A 22,860-nucleotide genomic window follows, 5' to 3' on the forward strand; every position below is an offset into this window, starting at 1 on the left:
CACTTCGCAACCGGAAAAGGATATCGACATGAAGCAGGTCTACCGCCTGGAACTTGAAGAAGCGCGCGTCATGGTTCGCGCCGCCATCGCCAAATCGGAAGAGATCGGCGTGCTGGAATCCGTCTGCATCGTGGACGACGGCGGCTATCCCATCGCGCTGGAGCGCATGGACGGGGCCCGCATCACCGGGCCCCAGATCGCCTGGAACAAGGCCTTCACCGCCGCGGGGCACAAGCGCTCCACGCATCTGTTCAACACGCCGCCCAACGGGCCCGCGCTGCCGGGCAACGAGGCCTTCGGCATCCAATGGAGCTTCGACGGCAAATTCGCGGTATTCGTCGGCGGCTTTCCCATCGTGGTCAACGGCGAGGTGATCGGCGGGGTGGGCCTGAGCGGCGGCAACGGCGAGCAGGACACCAAGGCCGGCCTGGCGGCGCTGGCCGCGCTGGCGACGCTGCTGGAGCCGCGCGGCATGAAGGTGCTGGTCGAGGCGGACATCAAGAAATAAGGCGAGGCCGGCCATGGCATACCGCGTGCACATCCTGGAAACCGACGAGGCGTTCCACGTCGAAGAGGGCGAATCCGTCCTGCAGGCCGCCGAACGTTCGGCGGTCAGGCTGCCGCACGAATGCACTTTCGGCGGCTGCGGCACCTGCCGCGTGAAGCTGGAGTCCGGCGCCGTCGCGTACGACGAGTTCCCGATGGCGCTGACGCCGGAAGAGGCGGCCGAAGGCTATGCGCTGGCCTGCCAGGCGCGGCCGCTGGGCGACCTGTGCATCAGCGTGCCCAGCAGCCGCCAGTCGTTTCCCGAGCCGCGCCGCCTGCCGGCAACCATCCACCGTCTCGAACGCTACAGCGACGACGTCATCCACCTGACGCTGGCGCTGCCCGAGCCGGGCCTGGACTACGTGCCCGGCCAGTACATGAACGTGGTGCTGCCCGACGGCGAGACGCGCAGCTTTTCCATGGCCTCGGTGCCGGCCGGCAACCTGGTGGATTTCCACGTGCGTCGCATTCCCGGCGGCCGCTACACCGACCGCTGGCTGGGACAGGCGCAGGCCGGCGCCGGCGTGGACATCGAGGCGCCGCTGGGAACGTTCAGCTTCCACGAGGAAGACTGGCGGCCGCTCATCATGATGGCCACCGGCACCGGCATCGCGCCGATCAAGGCCATCCTGGAATCCCTGCTGGACAACGAGGATTGTCCGCCCGTGACGCTGTATTGGGGCATGCGCACCGAGGCCGACCTGTACCTGCGCGAGCAGATCGAGGGCTGGGCGGGGCGCCTCTACGAATTCAATTTCGTGCCGGTGCTGTCGCGCGCCGGGGCGGACTGGCAGGGGCGGCGCGGCCACGTGCAGCAGGCCGTCGTGGAAGACCATGCGGACCTGTCCGAGCACGCCATCTACCTTTGCGGGGCGCCGGAAATGATCCAGGACGCCAAGCGCCTGCTGGCCGCGCGCGGCGCCAGCCTCGACCACATGTACGCCGACAGCTTCACCTTCCAGCACGCGCTGGCCGCCGCCGGCTGAGCGGGGCGGCGCGCGGGCCGGCCGGGCGCTAGCGGAACACCAGCACCGGCAGGCGGGTATGCGCCAGCACGCGCTGGGTTTCGCTGCCCAGCAGGAAGCCGGTCATGCCGTGCCGGCCGTGCGAGCCCATGATGATCAGGTCGCAGCCCTGGCTTTGCGCCGTCTCGACGATGGCTTCGTGGGGATGGTCGTTGACCGTGACGATGGCGTTGCAGGGCACCAGGGCGTGGCGCGCTTCCGTCTCCAGGCCGTCCAGGTAGGACTGCGCGTTCTTGCGCGCCTGGTCGGTATGCTGCGTTTGCGTGGTGCCGAGCATCTCGGCCTGGTAGATCAGCAGATGGTCTTCCGGGATGGCGCGCAGCAGCGTGACCGTGGCTCCCATTTCCTTGGCGAAAACCAGGGCGCGCTTGAAAGCCGATTCGGACAGTAGCGAGCCGTCCACGGCGATGAGCAAGTGCTTGTACATGTTGCCTCTCCTTCGGGAAAAAGGAAAAGGAATACCGAGCAACCGCGAATCCAGTATAGGCTCGCGTCCGGCGGCAGGCCAGTCCCGCTTAAGGACGAGGCTGGCCGGGGAAGCCGCCGCCCGGCCATATGCCGATTCCGCATATCCGCATTTGGAATCCGTCCTTCCCCGCGCCGCGCCCGGCCTGTAGGCTTGCCGTACCCGCTAGCCAATCAGGAGCCGACCATGAGCATTCAATCCATCAACGCCCGCAACCAGTTCCGCGGCAAGATCAAGGAAATCATCCTGGGACCGGTGGTGTCCGAGGTCGACGTGGACACGCCCGCGGGCATCGTGACGTCCGTGATCACCACGCGCTCGGTGAAGGAACTGGACCTGCAGGTCGGCACCGAGGTGCTGGCCTTCGTGAAGGCCACCGAGGTGTCCGTCGCCAAACTGTAATGTTGGCGTCCGCCCGGCGGCGGCGCTTCCCCTGCGCCGCCGTTAGGCATATATTGTCAGCGCGATATCCGGCAGTTCCCTCCTGGCTTGTGGCGTCATGCTTTGCGATTCACGGAGAACGGAAAATGCGTCGACTGCAACGGTGGTTCATCGGCTGGTTATGCCTGGGGTTGGCGGCCTGCCTTCCCGCCGCGGCGCAGACCAAGCTGGACAACGCGCAACTGGATCAGCTGATGGCGCCGGTGGCGCTTTATCCGGATTCGCTGCTGTCACAGATACTCATGGGGGCCACGTATCCCGAGGACGTGGCGGCGGCCGCGAAATGGTCGGCCGCGCACACTTCCGAATCCGGCGACCAGGCCGTCAAGGCGGTCGAGGGCGAGGCCTGGGACCCCAGCGTCAAATCCCTGGTGGCCTTCCCCTCTGTCATGGACATGATGGGCAGGCAGCCCGATTGGGTGAAATCCGTGGGCGACGCCTTCCTCGCCCAGCCCGACGCGGTCATGGATTCGGTCCAGCGGTTGCGCGTCCAGGCCCAGAAGGCCGGCAACCTGAAGAGCACGCCGCAGCAGAAGGTCACGTCCAACACCACCAACGACAAGACGGTCGTGGTGATCGAACCGGCCGACCCGCAGGTGGTCTACGTGCCCAGCTACAACCCCACCGTGGTCTACGGCGCCTGGGCGTACCCGTCCTATCCTCCCTATTACTATCCGCCGCCGCCGGGCTCGGTGTTCGCCACGTCGCTGGTGGCCGGCATCGGCTTCGGCCTGGGCGTCGCCGCCGTCAACTCCATGTGGGGCGGCTTCGACTGGGGGCATGGCGACGTCGATATCGACGTCAACCGCTACAACAACATCAACGTCAACCAGCGCATCGACCGGAACAACGTCAATAACAACAAGGTCGGCTGGCAGCACAATCCGGCCAACCGCGGCAACACGCCGTATGCCGATCAGGGCAGCCGCCAGCGTTTCGACAGCCAGCGCCAGGCCGGCGTGCAGAATCGCGCCCAGCAGCGCCAGGGCCAGGCCGGGCGCGCGCCGGGCGCGGCGCCGAGTTCCCGCGATGCCGCCCGCAGCCGCGCGGCGCAATCGTTCGAAGGACGCACCGGCCAGGCGATTCCCGGCCATGGCCAGCAAGGCGCCGGACGAGGCCAGGGCGCGGCCGGCCGAGGCGAGGCGGCCGGCGGGCGCGGCCAGGGCGGCGCGGGCCGGGGCGAAGCCGCCGGAGGACGCGGACAGGGCCAGGGCCCTCAAGGCGGCCAGGGCGCGCGCGAGCGGCCGCAGGGCGGCGCCGGGGCGGCGCAGCACGACCGCGCGGGCATGTCCACGCAGGACCGACAGGCGGCCGCCCAGCGCCAACGCGCCGACGAATCCGCCGCGCGCGACCGGGGCCGCGCATCCAATAGCACCAATGCGCTGAGCGATGCCGGCAACGGCGAGCGCATGCGGCAGCAGAGCCACCGCGGCGAGATGAGCCGCGGCGGCGGAGGCGGCGTCCAGCGCGGCGGCGGCGGACACGGCGGAGGACGCGGTGGTGGCGGTGGCGGACATTTCGGCGGCCGGAGATAAGCACCATGGAAAACAACGCTTTCATGACTTTTGCCCGTTTGCGCGCGCTGTGCGCCGCGTCGGCGCTGGCGCTCGGCCTGTCGGCGCCCGCGGCGGCCCAAAGCCTGTACCCGAGTCCGCAGGCGGCCGCGGACGCTTTCGTCGATGCCATGGCCACCGGCGACCTCGACGGCCTGGCCAAGGTGCTGGGGCCGAACCATCAGCAGATCGTGCCCGGCGGCGTGGCACAGGAAGATATCTACCGGTTCCTGGCGGCCTGGTCGCGCAAGCACGAGATCGTCGCCGACGGCGGCCGTTCCTGGCTGGCGGTCGGCGATTCCGGCTGGACCCTGCCGGTGCCCATCGTGCGCGCCGGGCATGGATGGCGGTTCGACCCGGCGGCGGGCACGGCGGAAATCCGCCGCCGCGCCATCGGCCGCAACGAACTCACCGCCATCGAAACCCTGCAGCAGCTGCAGGCAGCCCAGGCTCGCTACAAGGACGGCGTGGGCCAGGGGCGCTACGCGACCCGCCTGGTCAGCCGCCCCGGCGAGCGCGACGGCCTGTACTGGCCCGAGCTGCCGGGCGCGCCCCAGCAGGCCTTCGGGCCCGATGCCCTGACCATGGGGCCGGACGTGCCGCAGGACGACGCCTATTACGGCTATCGCTACAAGGTGATCCCGGGCGCCGGAGACAATTCGTACCGCATCGTCGCCTGGCCCGCCCGCTACGGCCAGACCGGCATCGGATCGTTCGTCGTGGGGCCCGAAGGGCGTGTGCTGGAGGCCGATCTCGGACCCGCCACCGCGACGCGCGCGGCGGCCTTGCGCGAGCGCGATATCCGTGCCGGACACTGGGTCGACGCGGACGCGCAACCCGTTGGCGCCAAATGATTTTTCCGGTTTGAAAGGCAGGGACGGAACACGCCTGTTGCTGGGTCGCAACAGGCGTGTGCGTTTGTCGCGTAACGGTGGGCCGACGCGCTTTTGTCAGGTCGCTTTGCCTACAATGGCGAGCACCGGGACCCTGCCCGTTTTCCCTTTGCCGGACCTAGAAATTGAACCCCATGCATTTTGTCCGCTACGCCTTGTTCGGCGTAGGGATGGCGCTTAGCGCAGCGGCGGCTTCGGCCCCGATCTTCGTCCTGAACTCCCTGGACGCCAACGTCAGCATCATCGATCCGGTCACCTACAAGGAATTGCGGCGCGTGCCCACGGGCAAGGAGCCGCATCACCTGTATCTCACGCCCGACGAGAAGTCGCTCATGGTGGCCAATGCCACCGGCGATTCGATCACGCTGATGGACCCCAAGACGGGCGAGGTCCAGCGCACGCTCACGGGCATCGTCGATCCCTACCAGCTTCAGTTCTCGCCCGACATGAAGTGGTTCGTGACCGCGGCCAACCGCCTGGACCACATCGACATCTACGCCTGGAAGCCGCTGGAAAAGGGCTTCGACCTGACGCTGGTCAAGCGCATCCAGGCGGGCAAGACGCCCAGCCACATCATGATCGACAAGAACAGCACCACGGCCTACGTGACGCTGCAGGACAGCGATCAGCTGATCGCCATCGACCTGGCCACGCAGACGCCGAAATGGACGGTGCCGGTAGGCAAGACGCCGGCCGACGTGTTCCTGACGCCCGACCAGAAGACGCTGCTGGTCGCCCTGACGGGCGACTCCTACGTCGAAGCCTATGACGTCAGCAACGGCCCGGCCAAGCTGGTGACGCGCATCAAGACCGCCGCCGGCGCGCACGCCTTCCGCGCGCAGGGCGACCAGCGCCATCTGTTCGTGAGCAACCGCACGGCCAATTCCATCAGCCGCATCGACATGCAGACGCTGGCCGTGACCGACACCTTCGCGGTGCCCGGCGGCCCCGACTGCATGGACGTGCTGGCCGATGGCAAGACGCTGCTGGTCACGTCGCGCTGGGCGCGCAAGCTGACCGTGGTGGACCTGGAGCAGAAGAAGGTCGCCAACCAGGTGACGGTGGGCAAGTCGCCCCACGGCGTCTGGACGCTGAACCATGCGCCAACGAGATAACGGCCCCCGGGCCTCGCGGGCAACCCCAGGGGCGGCAAGCAGAGCCCCGGCGGCGGTTCGCGGAGTCGCCTTGGCGGCGTGCCTGGCGCTGGCCGCACCCGCGGTCGGCGCGGCCGGGCAGGCCGTCTGCGACAAGCCGGTGTACCTGACGTTCGATACCGGCCACATGGGCGTGGCTCCGCTGGTGGCCGAAGTGCTGGCCCGCCATCAGGTCAAGGTCACGTTCTTCCTGGCCAACGAGCGCACGCTGACCGGCGGCTCCAGCCTGGACGACGCATGGGCGCCGTGGTGGAAGGCGCGCGCGGCGGAAGGCCATGCCTTCGGCTCGCATACCTACGACCACGTCTACTGGCAGGGCGACCTGCCCGGCGGCAAGTTCCGGGTCAAGCCCAGCGCCGGGCCGGACGCGGGCAAGCGCGCCGAATGGACGGCCGAGCAGTATTGCGCCGAGATCAAGCGCTCCGTCACCCGATTCCATCAGATGACGGGCAAGGACATGCTGCCCCTGTATCGCGCGCCGGGCGGCAAGACCTCGCCCGCGCTGCTGCAGGCCGCCAAGGCTTGCGGCTTCGAACAGGTGGGCTGGGCGCCCGCCGGCTTCCTGGGCGACGAACTGCCCAGCGACAAATACCCCAATGCCCGCCTGCTCGACCAGGCGCTGCGCACCATCAAGCCCGGCGACATCCTGCTGGCCCACCTGGGCATCTGGTCGCGCCAGGATCCCTGGGCGCCGGCCGTGCTGGAGCCCTTGATTGAAGGTTTGCAGCGCAAGGGCTATTGTTTCGCTACCTTGAACACCCATCCGTCCTATCGCGACTGGATCGCCACGCATCATTGATCATGGATACGCTTAGTCAATTTTTCGGAGCATGCCAGCAGTGGCTCTTCGAGACGGCGATTCAGCCCGCGCTGTTTCATCTGGGCCTGAGCAACTTCATCGAAGACGGCTATGACGCCACGATGTGGCTGCTGGTCGGCCTGTTGCAGATCGCGGTGCTGGTGCTGGTGTTCGGCCCGCTGCAGCGCCTGCGCCCGGTCGAGCCCGTCACCGACCGCCGCCAGATCGGCGTGGACGTCCTGTACACACTGATCCACCGGCTCGGCGCGTTCCGGCTGGCGCTGTTCTTCACCATCGATCCGCTGTGGGACAGCGTGTTCGGCCAGCTGCACGTGTGGGGCTACGCCGGCTTCCAGCTGGACCAGTACTGGCCCGGCGTGACGGACAAGGCCTGGGTCAGCCTGATCATCTACCTGCTGTTGTTCGATGCGGTGGATTATTTCTACCACCGGGCCCAACACCGTTTCGGCTGGCTCTGGGCGCTGCATGCCGTGCACCACAGCCAGCGCCAGATGACGATCTGGAGCGATGACCGCAACCACCTGCTGGACGACATGCTGCGCGACGTGCTGGTGGTGTTCGTGTCGCAGCTGGTGGGCGTGCCGCCGGCGCAGTTCGTGATGGTGGTCGCCATCACCCAGCTGGCGCAAAGCCTGTCGCATGCCAACCTGCGCCTGCATTTCGGCGCGGTGGGCGAACGCCTGCTGGTCAGCCCGCGCTTCCATCGCCACCACCACTCCATCGCCTACGACGCCTCGTCGCCCGGGCCGGCGGGCGGCTACAACTTCGGCGCGCTGTTCCCCATCTGGGACGTGCTGTTCCGCACCGCGCGCTTCGGCGTCGGCTACGGGCCCACCGGCATCCATGACCAGCAGCCCGAAGCCGGCGGGCGGGATTACGGCCGCGGCTTCTGGTCGCAGCAGTGGCTGGGGCTCAAGCGCCTGACGGGCCGCGACCGCGAGCCCGCGCCCGTGCCGGCCGATCCGCCGCCGGCCGCCGAGCGCGCCTGACGCGCGAAGGGCGGGGCGGCAGCCCCGGCCTTTCTTGCGCGGCTCATCCCGCCCAGCGGGAATTGCGGATGACGCTGCAGAAATTGCCGGGCCGGAAGGCCGGCTCCTTGTCGGCGATCACGTCGGCCTTGACGTTGCCGAAGGTCGTCTGCGGCTTGTGCTTGATGCCGTCGTAGAAGGCCTGGATGATTTCCTCCTTGAAGCGCGGCCCGCGCGGGTGGGCCGCCACCACGGCCTCGCGCTGCGCGTCGCTGTATTCGCCGTAGGTCAGGCCCAGCACGTCCATCTCCACGCCCGCCGTCACCAGCGCCACCACGGGATCCATGAACTCGGGAATGCCCGGCGTGGTGTGCAACGCGATTGCCGTCCAGACGAGCTCGACGTCCCGGGGCGCGATGCCTCGGCTTTGCAGGAAATCCCGCGCCGCGTTGGCGCCGTCCACTTCGAAGCGGCAGCAGTTGCTGCTGTGCTGCCGGGTCAGCCCCATGTCGTGGAACATGCAGCCGCAGTAAAGCAGCTCGGGGTCGAATTTCAGGCCGCGCTGTTTGCCGGCCAGCGCGCCGAAGTAGTAGACGCGGCTTGAATGGTGGAACAGCAGCGGCGATTCGGTGTCGCGCACCATTTCGGTGATGTCGCGCGCCAGCTGGCTGTCGGGGATCTTGACGTCGTCGAGGGTGAAGTTCATGGCGGGGCCTCCGGGGTAAAGGGGATGCGGTCGGGGTATTCGGTCCATTCTGCGGCCGGACTACAATGGCCTCAATAGGCGTAATACGCCGATTCCTGCCAAATACCGCGATCCGCTGCCATGACCAAAACCATAGCCGTGCTGGCCCTGCCGGGCGTGCAGATGCTGGACGTATCGGGTCCGCTCGATGTCTTCGCCCAGGCCAATGCCGAGTTGGGGCGGCCGTACTACGCGCTGCGCCTAGTGGCGTACGAACCCGGCCCGGTGCGCAGTTCCTCGGGCGTGCGCCTGCTGCCCGACGCCGTGGTGGGCGACGCGCTGCCGCGTCTGAACACCCTGCTGGTCGCCGGCACGCCGCATGCCTCGGGCGCCGTGCTCAGCGAGCCGGCGCTGCGATGGCTCCGCGCCACCGCCAGGGATGCCAAACGCTACGGGTCGGTCTGCACCGGCGCCTTCATGCTGGCCGCCGCCGGCCTGCTGGACGGGCGGCGGGTGACGACGCACTGGAGCGCGGCCGGCGAGTTGCGGCGGGCCTATCCGCGCGTGGAGGTCGAGGAAGACGCGCTGCACGTGCGCGACGGCAAGCTGCGCACCGCCGCGGGCGTGACGGCCGGGCTGGACCTGGCGCTGTCCCTGGTGGAAGAAGACCTGGGGCGTGAGGTGGCGGTGAAGGTGGCGTCGCAGCTGGTGATGTTCTTCAAGCGCCCCGGCGGGCAGTTGCAGTTCAGCCGCCAGGGGCAGGCGGGGCCGGTCGGCCGGTCGGTGCTGCAGGAGGTGCAGCGCTGGGTGGCGGCGCACCCGCAGCTGCCCCTATCGGTGGAGGCCCTCGCCAGGCATGCGGGCCTGAGCCCGCGGCACTTTGCGCGGTTGTTCCATGCGGAGGTCGGCGTGACGCCGGCGGCCTGGGTGGAGATGACGCGCATTGCGGCCGCGCGGGCCCTGCTGGAGGGCGGGGCGGCCACGCCCAAGCAGGTCGCGGCGCAGTGCGGATTCGCGAATGCGGATACCTTGCGGCGGGCCTTCGTCAAGCACGTGGGGGTGTCGCCGGCCATGTACCGGCGGCATCATGGCGGCGGCCCGGCCTGAAGGCGGGCCGCCTGCCCGCGGGTCAGCCGCGGGGCTGGCTGTCGTGCGTGGTTTCGCGCTTGATCTCGCCGTGGCGGCGTTCCATTTCCTGGCGCAGTTCGCGGCGCAGCTTGGCCGCTTCCATGCGCTGCTTTTCTTCCAGGTTGCGCGGTTCCAGCGGCGGCACCGCGGTGGGGGCGCCCTGGTCGTCCACCGCCACCATCGTGAAATAGCAGCTGTTGGTGTGGCGCACCAGTTTCTTGCGGATGTCTTCGGTGACGACCTTGATCCCGATTTCCATAGAGGTGCGGCCCGTATAGTTCACGGCCGCCAGGAAGGTCACCATCTCGCCCACGTGGATGGGCTCGCGGAAAACGACCTGGTCCACGGACAGGGTCACGACATACTGGCCGGCATAGCGGCTGGCACAGGCGTAGGCCACCTGGTCCAGGTACTTGAGGATGGTTCCGCCGTGCACGTTTCCTGAAAAATTCGCCATGTCAGGCGTCATCAGGATGGTCATCGACAGTTGGTGGCTAAAGGCGTCGTCCATGGCGGGCGTTCAATCTCGGATAAAACGCCTATGGTAGCGGGAGCCGGACGTCATGGCTCCGTCTTTTCGGCGTTCTCCGGGGCTTCTTCCGGCGGCGCGTCGCGCAAGGCGGCCGGCGGCGTCCACAAACCGTCCAGCAGCGCCGGCTGCGGCGCGTAGGCGCGCAGCAGCACGCTCACCGGACCGGCGGGCGGCAGCGGCAGCCAGTTGGACTGTTCCTCGGGCGCAGGCGCCGCGTGGCTCACGCGCAGGTCCAGCGAACCGTCGGCGTTGTAGCGCAGCGGATCGCGGCTGCCGAGCGCATGGCGGCCGATGGGATTGGCGGCGGGCATGCCGTCCCCGTCATAGGCCGCAAGCGACCACAGCGCGCCGGCTGGGGGAAGCTGGCCGCTTTCGAAGCGCAGCAGATAACCCTGCGCCCCGTCGAGCGGCTCGCCCGCGCCGTCGGTGGCGAGCAGCAGCACGGCGAGGTCTTCGGGCAGGCCCGCGCCCGGCTGCGCCTGGGCGGCGAGCGCGCGCCGCAGGTAGGCGCTGCCGTACACGCCGATGCTGGCCGTTTCCCGCTGCCAGCCATTGACCCCGCGCACGGTGGCGCCGGCCGCGGCCGCCATGCGCTCGCGCGCGGCCCGCACTCCCTGGCGCATGCCCTGCTTGGCGGGGTGGTCCAGCTTGTCGAAATCGAACGGCCGGCCGGCGATCAGGCCGACGCGGCGCAACTGCGCCAGCACCGGCTGGTCCGTCGGGTGCGGCGGGTTCTTGCGCAGCAGCTCGGCCGCGTAGGTGAAGAAGGCGTCCGTCGGCATGGACTCCACCTGTACGCGCACCGGCGTGGCGAGGTCCAGGGACGGATCGGCGCGCACCCCTTGCGCCTGCGCCGGCAGATTCCATTGCGCAAGCGGCGTCAGGGTGAAACCGTCCTGTAATGCATGGACTGCGGGGTAGTCGGCCGGGCCGTTGGCAAGTATCAGGTTCCTGGCCCACACGTAGGGGGTGGGCGCGTCGATCCGCGTCATGCCCGAAGGCAGGGGGCCCGTCCAGCCGGGCGGCACGATGGCGGTATTGCCCTTGGCCGTGCCGGTGCTGCGCTTGCCCAGCGCGGCGAAGGCGTCCGTCCACATGTCCAACAGCGTCAGCGCGTACAGCCGGCCCTGCGCGTCGGGCGTGGACAGCACCACCGGCCCGGCCGTCAGGTCCAGCCAGGCGAGGCTGCGCAGCATGTCGGGGTTGGCCCAGGGGATGGCGGCCCCCGGCGCGGGCAAGGCCCGCGCGTGCAGGAAGGCATTGGCCGGCGCGCCTTGCGCGCCGCGGGACGGATGGGTGGCCTGGCGGCGGATCAGGTCCATCGTCACCAGGGGATAGAAATAGAGGTAGCCCTCCATGGCCGCCTGGCGGGCCGCCTCGGTGGCGGCGGCGGCCGGAGTCGGGGTGGCGGGCGCCGCGCCGGGGGCGGCGGGCGCCAGCAGGGCGGCGAAAGACAGGGCCAGGGCGGCAAGGCGGCGCATCGGCGCTCCTACGGGCTAACGGAAAAAACGGGGGAAATCGGGCGGCGGCGCCGTTGCCGCGGCGTCCCCGGAATCGCGGCGCGACCGGCTTCCCGAGGCTGCCGGCCATCGTAGCAGCCCGGCAGGGCTTCAAAATCTGCGAAATAACGAGAATTCGCCGCCAAATTCCAGCCATACGGACGATATGTCAGGGGGCCGGATGGGCATGGCGCGTCCGCCGCGCAAGGCCTATACTCGAATCCATGTCCTTGGAGGCCGTAGGGCTTTTTCGCTTCGGCAGGCTCGCGGCTTTCTTCATTCACCAGGAGAGGAGTGCTTCATGGTCAACATGAATCGCCGCCAGTTCTTCAAGGTGACCGGTGCGACGCTGGCTGGCTCCAGCCTGGCTTTGCTGGGGGCAGCCCCCGGCACGGCCATGGCCGAAGTTCGCCAGTACAAACTTGCGCGCATGACTGAAACGCGCAACACCTGTCCCTACTGTTCGGTTGCCTGTGGCTTGCTGATGTACGGGCTGGGCGACGGCTCCAAGAACGCCCGCGCCAGCATCATGCACATCGAGGGAGACCCCGATCACCCCGTCAACCGCGGAACGCTCTGTCCCAAGGGCGCGGCCCTGATCGACTTCATCCACAGTCCCAATCGCCTGAAGTACCCGGAATACCGGGCGCCGGGCTCGGACAAGTGGGTGCGGATGTCGTGGGACGACGCCCTGACGCGCATCACCAAGCTCATGAAGGCCGACCGCGACGCGAACTTCGTCGAGAAGACCGCGGACGGAAAGACCGTCAACCGGTGGCTGACCACCGGCATGCTGGCCGCCTCCGCAAGCAGCAACGAGGTCGGCTACATCACGCACAAGACCGTGCGCAGCATGGGGATACTGGCGTTCGACAACCAAGCCCGTGTCTGACATGGCCCGACGGTGGCAGGTCTTGCCCCGACGTTTGGCCGTGGAGCGATGACGAACCATTGGGTCGACATCAAGAACGCGGACGTAGTACTGATCATGGGCGGCAATGCCGCCGAGGCCCACCCTTGCGGGTTCAAATGGGTCACGGAAGCGAAAGCCCATAACAAGGCGAAGCTGATCGTCGTGGATCCGCGCTTCACGCGCTCGGCATCCGTGGCGGACTTCTACGCGCCCATACGAACCGGCACCGACATCATCTTCCTGGGTGGCGTCATCAAGTACCTGCTGGACAAGGACCAGATCCAGCACGAGTACGTGCGCAACTACACGGACTTCTCCTTCATCGTGCGCGAGGATTTCGCGTTCGACGCGGGCCTGTATTCGGGCTACGACGCCGAGAAGCGGACGTACGACAAGGCGAGCTGGGACTACGAGCGCGGCGAGGACGGCTACGTCAAGACCGACCCCACGCTGGCGCACCCCCGCACGGTCTACCAGCTGCTGAAGAAGCACTACTCGCGCTACACCGAGGACATGGTCGAGCGCGTCTGCGGCACGCCCAAGGACAAGTTCCTGAAGGTCTGCGAGATGCTGGCCAGCACGGCCACCAAGGACCGCGCCGCGACCATTCTCTACGCGCTGGGCTGGACGCAGCACTCCATCGGGTCGCAGATCATCCGCACGGGCGCGATGGTGCAGCTGCTGCTGGGCAACATCGGCATCGCCGGCGGCGGCATGAACGCGCTGCGCGGGCACTCGAACATCCAGGGCCTGACCGACCTGGGCCTGATGTCGAACCTGCTGCCCGGCTACATGACCTTGCCCAACGAGCCCGAGCAGGACTACGGCAAGTACATCGAGTCGCGCACGCAGAAGCCTCTGCGGCCCAACCAGCTGAGCTACTGGCAGAACTACAGCAAGTTCCACGTGAGCCTGATGAAGGCCTGGTGGGGCAAGTCCGCCACGGCCGAGAACAACTGGGCGTTCGACTACCTGCCCAAGCTGGACAAGCTCTACGACATGCTGCAGGTCTACGAGCTGATGAACCAGGGCAAGATGAACGGCTACCTCGCCCAGGGTTTCAACCCCCTGGCGGCGGCGCCCAACAAGGCCAAGCTGAACGCCGGCTTCGCCAAGCTGAAGTACCTGGTCATCATGGATCCGCTGGTCACCGAGACCTCGGAGTTCTGGCGCAACGCGGGCGAAGCCAACGACGTGGATTCGTCCAAGATCATGACCGAGGTCTTCCGCCTGCCGACCACCTGTTTCGCCGAAGAGGACGGCACGCTGGTGAACTCCGGCCGCTGGCTGCAATGGCACTGGAAGGGCGCCGAGCCTCCGGGCGAGGCCAAGAGCGACATCGAGATCATGGCGCTGATCTTCACGCGCCTGCGCAAGATGTACCAGGATGAAGGCGGCAAGTATCCCGATCCCATCGTCAACCTGTCGTGGCCCTATGCCAATCCGCAGAATCCCACCGCGGAGGAACTGGCCAAGGAATACACGGGCCGCGCACTGGTGGAACTGACCGACCCCAAGGATCCGTCCAAGGTGACGCGCAAGGCCGGCGAGCAATTGGCCGGTTTCGCGGAACTGCGCGACGACGGTTCCACCATCAGCGGCTGTTGGATCTTCGCCGGCGCCTGGGGCCCCGGCGGCAATCTGATGGCGCGGCGCGACAACAGCGATCCGACCGGCATCGGCCAGACCCTGAACTGGGCCTGGGCGTGGCCGGCCAACCGCCGCATCCTGTACAACCGCGCTTCCTGCGATCCGTCGGGCAAGCCCTTCAATCCGCGCCGTAGCCTGATTTCGTGGAACGGCAAGTTCTGGACCGGCGCCGACATCCCCGACTTCAAGGGCGACGAGAACCCCGACGGCGGCATGGGGCCGTTCATCATGAACCCCGAAGGCGTGGCGCGCTTCTTCGCGCGGGCGGGCATGGCCGAAGGGCCGTTCCCCGAGCACTACGAACCCTTCGAAACGCCGCTGGGCTACAACCCCCTGTATCCCAAGGCCAAGGGCGTCACCAGCAACCCGGCCGCGCGCGTCTTCAAGGACGACCTGGTCGCGATGGGCACGGTGGACAAGTTCCCGTACGTTGCCACCACCTATCGCCTGACGGAGCACTTCCACTACTGGACCAAGCACGTCCGCATCAATTCCATCCTGCAGCCCGAGCAGTTCGTGGAAATCGGCGAGGCGCTGGCCAAGGAACTGGGCATCGCCAACGGCACGAAGGTGAAGGTGTCGTCCAACCGCGGCTACATCAAGGCGGTGGCGCTGGTCACCAAGCGCCTGCGCGCGCTGACCGTCGAGGGCAAGACCGTGCACCACGTGGGCATCCCCATCCACTGGGGCTTCGTGGGCCTGGCCAAGCCCGGCTTCCTCACCAACACCCTGACGCCGTTCGTGGGCGACGGGAATTCCCAGACGCCGGAATTCAAGTCGTTCCTGGTGCAGGTCGAGAAGGCCTAAGGAGACCGACATGTCCATGCAATCCCTAGACATCAAGCGGCGCTCCGCCACCACCACGCCGCCTCCCGGCATCCGCGAGCCCATCACGGGTTCCGTGGCCAAGCTGATCGACGTTTCCAAGTGCATCGGCTGCAAGGCCTGCCAGAGCGCGTGCATGGAATGGAACGACCTGCGCGACGAGATCGGCGTCAACGTGGGCGTCTACGACAACCCGGCCGACCTGACCGAGCATTCCTGGACCGTCATGCGCTTCTCCGAATACGAGAATCCGCAGGGCGACCTGGAGTGGCTGATCCGCAAGGACGGCTGCATGCACTGCGAGGATCCGGGCTGCCTGAAGGCCTGTCCCTCGCCGGGCGCCATCATCCAGTACACCAACGGCATCGTGGATTTCCACGAGGAAAACTGCATCGGTTGCGGCTACTGCATCACCGGCTGTCCGTTCAACGTGCCGCGCATTTCCAAGAAGGATCACAAGGCGTACAAGTGCACCCTGTGTTCCGACCGCGTGGCCGTCGGCCAGGAGCCGGCCTGCGTCAAGGCCTGTCCCACCGGCGCCATCGTCTTCGGCACCAAGGACGACATGAAGCAGCACGCGGCCGAGCGCATCGAGGACCTGAAGTCGCGCGGCTTCGAGCAGGCGGGCCTGTACGATCCGCAAGGCGTGGGCGGCACCCACGTCATGTACGTGCTGCACCATGCCGACCAGCCGGGCCTGTATCACGGGCTGCCCAAGGAGCCCCAGATCAGCCCGATGGTGTCGCTGTGGAAGGGCATCGCCAAGCCGCTGGGCGTGGCCGCCATGGCGCTGACCGCGCTGGCCGGCTTCTTCCACTACGCCCGCGTCGGCCGCAACGAGGTCACCGAGGAAGACGAACGCAGGGCCGAAGAGGAGGTTCGCCATGAGTGAACAACGCCATCGCCTGATCAAGCGCTACTCTCCCGGCGAGCGCACCAACCACTGGATCATCGCACTGACCTTCATCCTGCTGGCGCTGTCGGGGCTGGCGCTGTTCCATCCCTCCATGTACTGGTTGACCAACCTGTTCGGCGGCGGGCCCTGGACGCGCATCCTGCACCCCTTCATCGGGCTGGTGATGTTCGTCTGCTTCGTCGTGTTCGCCGGGCATATGTGGCGCCACAACGTCATGACGAAGGCGGACCGCCAGTGGATGCGGCAGTTGAACGACGTGGTCGAGAACCGCGAGGAAAAACTGCCCGAGGTGGGCAAGTACAACGCCGGCCAGAAGCTGCTGTTCTACGTGCTCGTCCTGTGCATGCTGGGCCTGTTCGTCAGCGGCATCGTGATCTGGCGCGAGTTCTTCTCGTTCTACTTCCCGATGTGGGCCATCCGGGCGGCCTCGGTGCTGCACGCGGTCAGCGCGCTGGTGCTGATTTGCGCGATCATCGTGCACATCTACGCGGCCATCTGGGTCAAGGGCTCGCTGACCGCCATGCTCCGCGGATACGTCAGCGCGGGCTGGGCGTGGAAGCACCATCGCGCCTGGTTCCGCGAGCAGGTCCGCAAAGAGTAGGGGTCGGCCTCCCGCCGGCACTGGGCGGATTGATCGCACGGCTGCTATCCTCCTCACTGGAGGCTGGCAGCCGTGTTTGTTTATCTGGAGACGCAATTGCAGCGAATTCTTCCGCGCGGCGAGATCGAAGCGCTAGACCACACCCGCATCCCCCGTGTCAGCTTGCCGGACCGGGCCTCGGTTTTCGCGACGCGTGCCGCGCGCCTGCGGCAACTGGCCGAGGACAGCCCGGTGGCCGACTACCTGCTCCTGATGGCCCGGCTGGCCGATGCCCAGCAGCGCGCCTTGAAGGATTGCGCCGCGCCGTCGGCGTCCGAGGACCGCATCTCGCTGGCCCAGGCTCACGGCATGCCGCCGCTGCAGGCGGTGGGCTGGCCGCGCGACCCGCTGTGGCGCGGCATCCTGGGCCGGCTGGTCGACGAGGTGGCCGGCGGCGAGGGCGTGCCGGCCGAGGCCGTCGAGGTCTGCGCCAGCCTGCGCCGCGCCCTGGACGCAGACCCCGAAGCCCTGGAAGACCTGGCCGAGGCCGTGCTGTCCGAGCAGGATGCCGGCGTGGATGGCGCCGCGGCGCCCTTCGTCATGGCCGCGCTGCAGGTCTACTGGACCGACCTCGCCAGCCGCTTCGACGAAAAAAACCTGCCCGTCGTCAGCCCATTTGGCGTCTGTCCGGTATGCGCCAGCCTGCCGGTCGCGAGCGTGGTGCGGGTGGGCGGGCAGTTCGAGGGCTACCGCTACCTGTGCTGCAGCCTGTGCGCCACCCAATGGCATATGGTGCGCGTGAAATGCACGCATTGCGAAGACGTGGAATCGGTGGCCTACCAGGCCATCGAGGGGCGCTCGCCCGCCGTCAAGGCGGAGACCTGCGACCATTGCCACACCTACCGCAAGATCTTCTACCAGGACAAGGACCTGAACGTGGAGCCCGTGGCGGACGACCTGGCCAGCCTGATGCTGGACGTGCTGGTGGGCGAGGCCGGCTATTCGCGGGCCAGCGGCAATCCCCTGCTGTGGCACGGGGCGGAGGAGGACTGACCATGTCCGAATCCGACGCCGGCGCGGCCGTTTCCGATATCCCCTCGCTCGACCGCCTCCTGAACGCGGATGTCATGGCGGCCGCGCTGGCCGGGCATGGCCGCAGCCAGGTGGTGGCGGCCTTGCGCAAGGACCTGGGCGCGTTGCGCGAACGGGCCCTCGCCGGCGCGCTGCCGAAGGCGGAGCTGGAGCCCTGCGCCATCGCGGCGCGCGTCGAGGACGGGCTGGCCCGGGCGGCGCAGCCGCGCCTGCGCGCGGTCTACAACCTGACCGGCACCGTGTTGCACACCAACCTGGGGCGGGCGCTGCTGCCCGACGAGGCCGTGGCGTCGGTGCTGCGCGCGCTGAGCGCGCCCGCCAACCTGGAATTCGACCTGGACAGCGGCGGCCGCGGTGATCGCGACGACCTGATCGACGAACTCCTGTGCGAACTGACCGGGGCCGAAGCCGCCACCGTCGTCAACAACAATGCCGCCGCCGTGCTGCTGATGCTCAACGCGCTGGCAGACCGGCGCGAGGTCGTGGTGTCGCGCGGCGAGCTGGTCGAGATCGGGGGCGCGTTCCGCATCCCCGACATCATGAAGCGGGCTGGCGCCAAGCTGGTGGAGGTCGGCACCACCAACCGCACGCATGCCGCCGATTACGAAAGTGCCATCGGCCCCCGAACGGCCATGCTGATGAAAGTGCATTGCAGCAACTACGCGGTAACGGGCTTCACCAAAAGCGTGAGCGTGGCCGAGGTGGCCGCGCTGGCCCACGCCCGCGGCCTGCCGGCCACCGTGGACCTCGGCAGCGGCACGCTGGTGGACCTGACGCAGTTCGGGCTGCCGCGGGAAGACACCGTGCGCGAAACCATCGAGGCCGGCGCGGATCTCGTCACCTTCAGCGGCGACAAGCTGCTGGGCGGCCCCCAGGCCGGGCTGCTGGTGGGCCGCGCCGACCTGATCCGCAAGATCAAGAAGAACCCGCTCAAGCGCGCGCTGCGCGTGGGCAAGCTGACCCTGGCGGCGCTGGAGCCCGTGCTGGCGCTGTACCGCGCGCCCGAGTTCCTGGCCCAGCGCCTGACCACGCTGCGCCTGCTGACGCGCCCGCAACGCGACATCCAGCCGCAGGCCGAGCGCTTGCGCGGCGTGGTGGCGCACGCGGCGGGCCCCGCCTACGCGGTCGAGGCGGTGCCCATGTTCAGCCAGATCGGCAGCGGCGCCTTGCCGGTGGACCAACTGCCCAGCTACGGCCTGGCGCTGCGCCATACTGGCGGCGGGCGCCCCGGACGCCACCTGGACAAGCTCGAAGCGCGCCTGCGCGGCCTGCCGGTGCCCGTGATCGGCCGCATCGCGGACGACGCCCTGTGGCTGGACCTGCGCTGCCTGGAAGCGGCGCACGAAGCGGCCTTCGTCGCGCAGCTGGCGGAGCCGCTCGCATGATCGTCGGTACCGCCGGCCACATCGACCACGGCAAGACCACGCTGGTGCGCGCCCTGACGGGCGTGGACACCGACAGGCTCAAGGAAGAGAAGGCGCGCGGCATTTCCATCGAACTGGGTTACGCCTACGCGCCGCTGGCCAACGGCGACGTGCTCGGCTTCATCGACGTGCCCGGCCACGAGAAACTCGTGCACACCATGGCGGCCGGCGCCAGCGGAATCGATTTCGGGCTGCTGGTCGTGGCGGCCGACGACGGCGTCATGCCCCAGACGCGCGAGCACCTCGCCATCCTGGCCCTGCTGGGCGTGACGCGGGGCGCGGTGGCCCTGACCAAGACCGACCGCGCCGACGACGCGCGCCAGGCAGCGGTGCGCGCGGAGATCGCGGCATTGGCGGCCGGCACGTTCCTGCAGGGCGCGCCGGTGTTCGGCGTGTGCGCCTCGGCGGCCGGCGACGAAGGCGCCGCGGCGCTGAAGGCGCATCTGCACGAGCAGGCGCAGGCCATGCCGCAACGTGGCCGAGACGGCCTGTTCAGGCTCGCGGTGGACCGGGTCTTCACGCTGCCGGGCCATGGCACGGTGGTGACGGGAACCGCCCATGCCGGCGAGGTCCGCGCCGGCGACGAGGCGGCCGGGCTGCTGCTCATGCCGGCCGGCAGCCGCGTGCGCGTGCGCGGCATCCATGCGCAGAACCAGCCCAGCGAGACCGGCGTGGCCGGCCAGCGCTGCGCCCTGAACCTGGCGGGCATCGACAAGAACGCCATCGCGCGGGGGGACTGGATCGCCGACGAGCGGTGCTTCCTGCCGTCGCGCCATGTCGACGTGGCGCTCACGCTGCTGGCGTCGGCGGACGCGCCGGTGCGCGCCTGGTCGCCCCTGCACGTGCACATCGGCGCGGCGCGCCACGTGGCGCACGCGGTTCCGCTGAGCGCGGAGTCGATCGGCGCGGGGCAGTCCGGCTGGGTGCAGCTGGTTTTCGACGAGCCCGTCTGCGCCATGCCGGGCGATCGCTACATCGTGCGCAACGCGCAGGCCACGCGCACGGTCGGCGGCGGCCGCGTGCTGGATCCGAACGCGCCCGACCGCAAGCGACGCTCGACGGCGCGCCTGCAATGGCTGCGGGCCCTGTCGGACATGCTGGACGGCGGCAGCCTGCGGCCGGTGCTGGAACAGGCCGCGCTCGGGCTGGACGACGCGGCGCTGCAACGCCTGACCGGGCAGCCCGTGCGGAGCGTGCAGGCGCCCGAAGGCGCGTTGTGGATCGAGGCGCGGACCGAACAGGCGCCGCGGACCCTGATCCTGGCGGCGCATTGGGACGCGCTGCGCGCGCGCATCGAACAGGCGCTGGCCGCCTTCCACCAGGGCGCGCCGGACGAGCCGGGCCCCGACGGCGCGCGGCTGCGCCGGATGGCGATGCCGGCCGGGCCCGACGCGCTGTGGCAGGCCGCGCTCGACGAACTGCAACGCGCGGGCCGCATCGCGCGCAACGGCCCCTGGCTGCACCTGCCCGGCCATGCCGCGACGCTGGGCGACGAAGAAGCGGCGCTGGCGGAACGGGTGCTGCCGCTGCTGGCGGCGGGGGCCTTCGATCCGCCCTGGGTGCGAGACCTGGCGCGGACGCTGGGCGAGCCCGAAGAGCGCATGCGGCAAGTGCTGCGCAAGTTGCTGCGGCGCGGGGACGTGGCCCAGATCGTGAAGGACCTGTACTACCACCGCGACCAGGTGCGCGCCTTGGCCGCGCTGGCGGCGGACTTCGCGGCGCGGCCCGGGGGGCTGAACGCGGCGGCCTTCCGCGACGCGACGGGGCTGGGAAGAAAGCGGGCGATCCAGATCCTGGAGTTCTTCGACCGCGTGGGCTACACGCGGCGGGTGCGCGATGCGCACGTATTGCGTCACGATAGTGCCTATGGGGGGACGCAACCGGCGCCGCAGCCGGTATCATAGGCGGGCCATCGCGGAAGGCATCCGTGCCCGGTGGCGCGGCTGGGCTTCAAACCCAGTTGGGGGCGTCAGACGCTCCCAGGTAGGTTCGACTCCTGCTGCCTTCCGCCATCTCTTCCCCGGCAGCGCCGGCTGCGCGCTAGGCGCGCAGCATCCGCGTCACCACGCCGCCCACCCGATCCGACTTCCAGTCCAGTTCGCCCAGGTGCCAATATCGGACGGATCCGCCGCGGTCCACCAGGTAGTTGGCGGGAAGGCCGACCGCTGCCCATTGCTTGGACGCGGCGCTGTTCCGATCGTGCAGCACCGTTCCCGCCACCGGCCACTTGGCCAGGAAGGTGGTGATCTTGCCGAGCGATTCGCCCACGTTCACCGCCACCAGCCGCAGCCCTTCCTCGCGATGGCGCCTGGCCATCGCGGACATGACGGGGATTTCGTCGCGGCAAGGATCGCACCAGGTGGCCCAGAAACTCACGACGACGACGCTGCCGCGCCACGCCGAGAGCTTTTTCTCGCGCCCGGACAGGTCGGGCAGGACGAGCGGCGGCGTCGGCGCGTTCCAGGCGGCCCAGTCCGGGCCGGTGGCCGTCTTGAGCGCGCTGTCGCTGGCGGCGCGCGCCAGCCACGGCGCGGCCGCCAGCGACAGGCCCGACTGCAGGAGCTGGCGGCGGCTGAGCATGGCGGGCCTTTGCCTGGTCAGATGGAGACGGGCCGGGCGCTGAGCCGGTAGCGGAAGCCGTCGGGGTCCAGGCTGTCGAGGCGACCGTCCGCGGTTTCTCCGTTGGGATACATGAGAAAGGGCACGGGGCCGTGCGCCGCGCCCGGCAGCGCCACGTCGTGGCCGTGGTTGTAGGCCACCCAGTTCATTTCCCAGGCGCCGAACAGCATGACGCGCGCCGCCCGGACCTTGGCGTCGGTGAGAGGCAGTTCGCCCGGCGGCTCTTCCAGCATGACCTTGCGCACGTCGGCGGGATCGACGGGAACCCAGCCGTATCCCGCCGCGTAGAACTCGGCGCGGCAGTGCTGGGCCTTGGTTACGTCGCCGGACTTGCCCAGGCTCTTGTAGCCCAGCTCCGAGTCGGCGACGCGCAGCCCGTAGGCATCGCGCGCGGGGATGCCCGCCGCGCGCGCCAGCGCGACGAACAGCGAATTGATGTCGGCGCATTTGCCGTTGAGGTCGTTGGCAGTGAGCATGTAGCGCACGTCGCCCACGCCGCAGCCCCGGGTGGAGGCGGTCCTGCAGGTATTTTCGACCACCCATTCGTAGATGGCGCGGGCGCGCGCCAGGTCACCCTGGCGGCCGCGCGTGATGCGGTCGGCGGTGGTCTTGACGATACCGTCGGTGGGCAGCAGCGCGGTGGGCTTGAGGTATTCGCGCAAGGCGGCCGGGCTTTCCCGAGGCGCGTCGGCGGGCGGCGGCTGCGTCAGGTCGACGCGCCGATTGCGGGTCTGGAAGCGGCTGGTGATCGTGACGGTGCGCGGCGCCTGCGCGTCGGGCCATTCCACGACCAGCATCTGGACGCCGTAGCCGGGCGCCTGCGCCAGGCGGGCGGCGCCGCCGCCGCCGACCTGCCAGGCGCTTTGCGCGCCGCGCTGGTAGGCGGTGTCGACGGCGTAGGGAACGGGGATCCAGAGGCGCGTGTGGGCGCCGGGATCCTGCACGCTGATGTCGGTTGTCAGTTCGAAGGCGCGCCATCCGGCGCTGACGGGATTCCCGGCGCGCGCGATCTGGGGCAACGCGCCGGCGGCGCACACGGCGCCCGAGAAACGGAGGAAGTGTCGGCGATCCATATAGCCCTCACTCACGGTGAAGATTGGCTGTCGGTGCGCCCGGCGACGGGCGGCCGTC

Annotated in this window: 21 protein-coding genes and 1 tRNA gene; 16 read left to right on the top strand and 6 right to left on the bottom strand. The window is 68.8% G+C overall.

Annotation, left to right across the window (positions count from 1 at the left end):
* Positions 1-28: 28 nt before the first annotated feature.
* Positions 29-508 (top strand): GlcG/HbpS family heme-binding protein, encoded by a 480-nt coding sequence (locus ADE01S_RS10630; protein ID WP_062681665.1) that lies wholly within the window; start codon positions 29-31, stop codon positions 506-508.
* A 13-nt stretch (positions 509-521) separates the two neighbouring features.
* On the top strand, positions 522-1,532 hold the full coding sequence (locus ADE01S_RS10635; RefSeq protein ID WP_062681666.1) for a 2Fe-2S iron-sulfur cluster-binding protein: 1,011 nt from the start codon (positions 522-524) through the stop codon (positions 1,530-1,532).
* A gap of 28 nt (positions 1,533-1,560) precedes the next feature.
* Here the strand turns inward: ADE01S_RS10635 and ADE01S_RS10640 are convergent, their stop codons facing one another.
* Positions 1,561-1,998, bottom strand: a complete 438-nt coding sequence (locus ADE01S_RS10640) for a universal stress protein (protein ID WP_062681667.1) — start codon at positions 1,996-1,998, stop codon at positions 1,561-1,563.
* Between the two features lie 225 nt (positions 1,999-2,223).
* On the opposite strand from ADE01S_RS10640, the gene ADE01S_RS10645 reads away from it, so the two are divergent.
* From ADE01S_RS10645 to ADE01S_RS10670, 6 genes are all read left to right on the top strand, one after another.
* A complete protein-coding gene (locus ADE01S_RS10645) occupies positions 2,224-2,439 on the top strand; it encodes a TOBE domain-containing protein (RefSeq protein ID WP_006227327.1) in 216 nt (71 codons plus the stop codon).
* Positions 2,440-2,564: 125 nt separating this feature from the next.
* Positions 2,565-4,013, top strand: coding sequence for a DUF3300 domain-containing protein (locus ADE01S_RS10650; RefSeq protein ID WP_062681668.1), 1,449 nt, complete (start codon positions 2,565-2,567; stop codon positions 4,011-4,013).
* Positions 4,014-4,018: 5 nt separating this feature from the next.
* Positions 4,019-4,885: a DUF2950 family protein gene (locus ADE01S_RS10655; protein WP_062681669.1), complete on the top strand. Its 867-nt coding sequence runs from the start codon at positions 4,019-4,021 to the stop codon at positions 4,883-4,885.
* A 173-nt stretch (positions 4,886-5,058) separates the two neighbouring features.
* Entirely contained in the window at positions 5,059-6,039 is a 981-nt protein-coding gene (locus tag ADE01S_RS10660) for a YVTN family beta-propeller repeat protein (protein WP_062681670.1), read from the top strand.
* The gene (locus ADE01S_RS10665) at positions 6,023-6,877 is read left to right on the top strand and encodes a polysaccharide deacetylase family protein (protein ID WP_242663473.1); all 855 of its coding nucleotides are present in this window, start codon (positions 6,023-6,025) and stop codon (positions 6,875-6,877) included. Before ADE01S_RS10660 ends, ADE01S_RS10665 begins: the two co-directional genes overlap by 17 nt.
* 2 nt (positions 6,878-6,879) lie before the next feature.
* Positions 6,880-7,887 (top strand): sterol desaturase family protein, encoded by a 1,008-nt coding sequence (locus ADE01S_RS10670; protein WP_062681672.1) that lies wholly within the window; start codon positions 6,880-6,882, stop codon positions 7,885-7,887.
* A gap of 43 nt (positions 7,888-7,930) precedes the next feature.
* On the opposite strand, the gene ADE01S_RS10675 is transcribed toward ADE01S_RS10670, so the two are convergent.
* On the bottom strand, positions 7,931-8,572 hold the full coding sequence (locus ADE01S_RS10675) for an HD domain-containing protein (protein ID WP_062681673.1): 642 nt from the start codon (positions 8,570-8,572) through the stop codon (positions 7,931-7,933).
* 120 nt (positions 8,573-8,692) lie between these two features.
* On the opposite strand from ADE01S_RS10675, the gene ADE01S_RS10680 reads away from it, so the two are divergent.
* Positions 8,693-9,658, top strand: coding sequence for a GlxA family transcriptional regulator (locus ADE01S_RS10680; RefSeq protein WP_062681674.1), 966 nt, complete (start codon positions 8,693-8,695; stop codon positions 9,656-9,658).
* Positions 9,659-9,680: 22 nt separating this feature from the next.
* Here the strand turns inward: ADE01S_RS10680 and ADE01S_RS10685 are convergent, their stop codons facing one another.
* Positions 9,681-10,190 (bottom strand): acyl-CoA thioesterase, encoded by a 510-nt coding sequence (locus ADE01S_RS10685; protein WP_062681675.1) that lies wholly within the window; start codon positions 10,188-10,190, stop codon positions 9,681-9,683.
* 50 nt (positions 10,191-10,240) lie between these two features.
* A complete protein-coding gene (locus tag ADE01S_RS10690; RefSeq protein WP_062681676.1) occupies positions 10,241-11,692 on the bottom strand; it encodes a DUF1254 domain-containing protein in 1,452 nt (483 codons plus the stop codon).
* 319 nt (positions 11,693-12,011) lie between these two features.
* On the opposite strand from ADE01S_RS10690, the gene fdnG reads away from it, so the two are divergent.
* From fdnG to ADE01S_RS10730, 7 genes are all read left to right on the top strand, one after another.
* Positions 12,012-15,080, top strand: coding sequence for a formate dehydrogenase-N subunit alpha (fdnG, locus tag ADE01S_RS10700; protein WP_147300302.1), 3,069 nt, complete (start codon positions 12,012-12,014; stop codon positions 15,078-15,080).
* 10 nt (positions 15,081-15,090) lie between these two features.
* Positions 15,091-15,990, top strand: coding sequence for a formate dehydrogenase subunit beta (gene fdxH, locus ADE01S_RS10705; protein WP_062681678.1), 900 nt, complete (start codon positions 15,091-15,093; stop codon positions 15,988-15,990).
* The gene (locus ADE01S_RS10710) at positions 15,983-16,615 is read left to right on the top strand and encodes a formate dehydrogenase subunit gamma (RefSeq protein ID WP_062681679.1); all 633 of its coding nucleotides are present in this window, start codon (positions 15,983-15,985) and stop codon (positions 16,613-16,615) included. The genes fdxH and ADE01S_RS10710 overlap by 8 nt, the downstream gene beginning before the upstream one ends.
* A 96-nt stretch (positions 16,616-16,711) precedes the next feature.
* Positions 16,712-17,647, top strand: coding sequence for a formate dehydrogenase accessory protein FdhE (fdhE, locus tag ADE01S_RS10715; RefSeq protein WP_062681680.1), 936 nt, complete (start codon positions 16,712-16,714; stop codon positions 17,645-17,647).
* A gap of 2 nt (positions 17,648-17,649) precedes the next feature.
* Positions 17,650-19,071, top strand: coding sequence for an L-seryl-tRNA(Sec) selenium transferase (selA, locus tag ADE01S_RS10720; RefSeq protein WP_062681681.1), 1,422 nt, complete (start codon positions 17,650-17,652; stop codon positions 19,069-19,071).
* Positions 19,068-21,014: a selenocysteine-specific translation elongation factor gene (gene selB / locus ADE01S_RS10725; protein WP_062681682.1), complete on the top strand. Its 1,947-nt coding sequence runs from the start codon at positions 19,068-19,070 to the stop codon at positions 21,012-21,014. Before selA ends, selB begins: the two co-directional genes overlap by 4 nt.
* A gap of 12 nt (positions 21,015-21,026) precedes the next feature.
* Positions 21,027-21,122: transfer RNA gene (locus tag ADE01S_RS10730), tRNA-Sec, on the top strand.
* A gap of 28 nt (positions 21,123-21,150) precedes the next feature.
* On the opposite strand, the gene ADE01S_RS10735 is transcribed toward ADE01S_RS10730, so the two are convergent.
* On the bottom strand, positions 21,151-21,690 hold the full coding sequence (locus tag ADE01S_RS10735) for a TlpA disulfide reductase family protein (RefSeq protein ID WP_062681683.1): 540 nt from the start codon (positions 21,688-21,690) through the stop codon (positions 21,151-21,153).
* 17 nt (positions 21,691-21,707) lie between these two features.
* Positions 21,708-22,802 carry a transglutaminase-like domain-containing protein gene (locus ADE01S_RS10740; RefSeq protein WP_062681684.1) on the bottom strand — a complete coding sequence of 365 codons (1,095 nt, stop codon included), beginning with the start codon at positions 22,800-22,802 and terminating at the stop codon, positions 21,708-21,710.
* Between the last annotated feature and the right edge of the window lie 58 nt (positions 22,803-22,860).

Origin of the sequence: Achromobacter denitrificans NBRC 15125, from assembly GCF_001571365.1 — a bacterium.
Taxonomy (GTDB): domain Bacteria; phylum Pseudomonadota; class Gammaproteobacteria; order Burkholderiales; family Burkholderiaceae_B; genus Achromobacter; species Achromobacter denitrificans.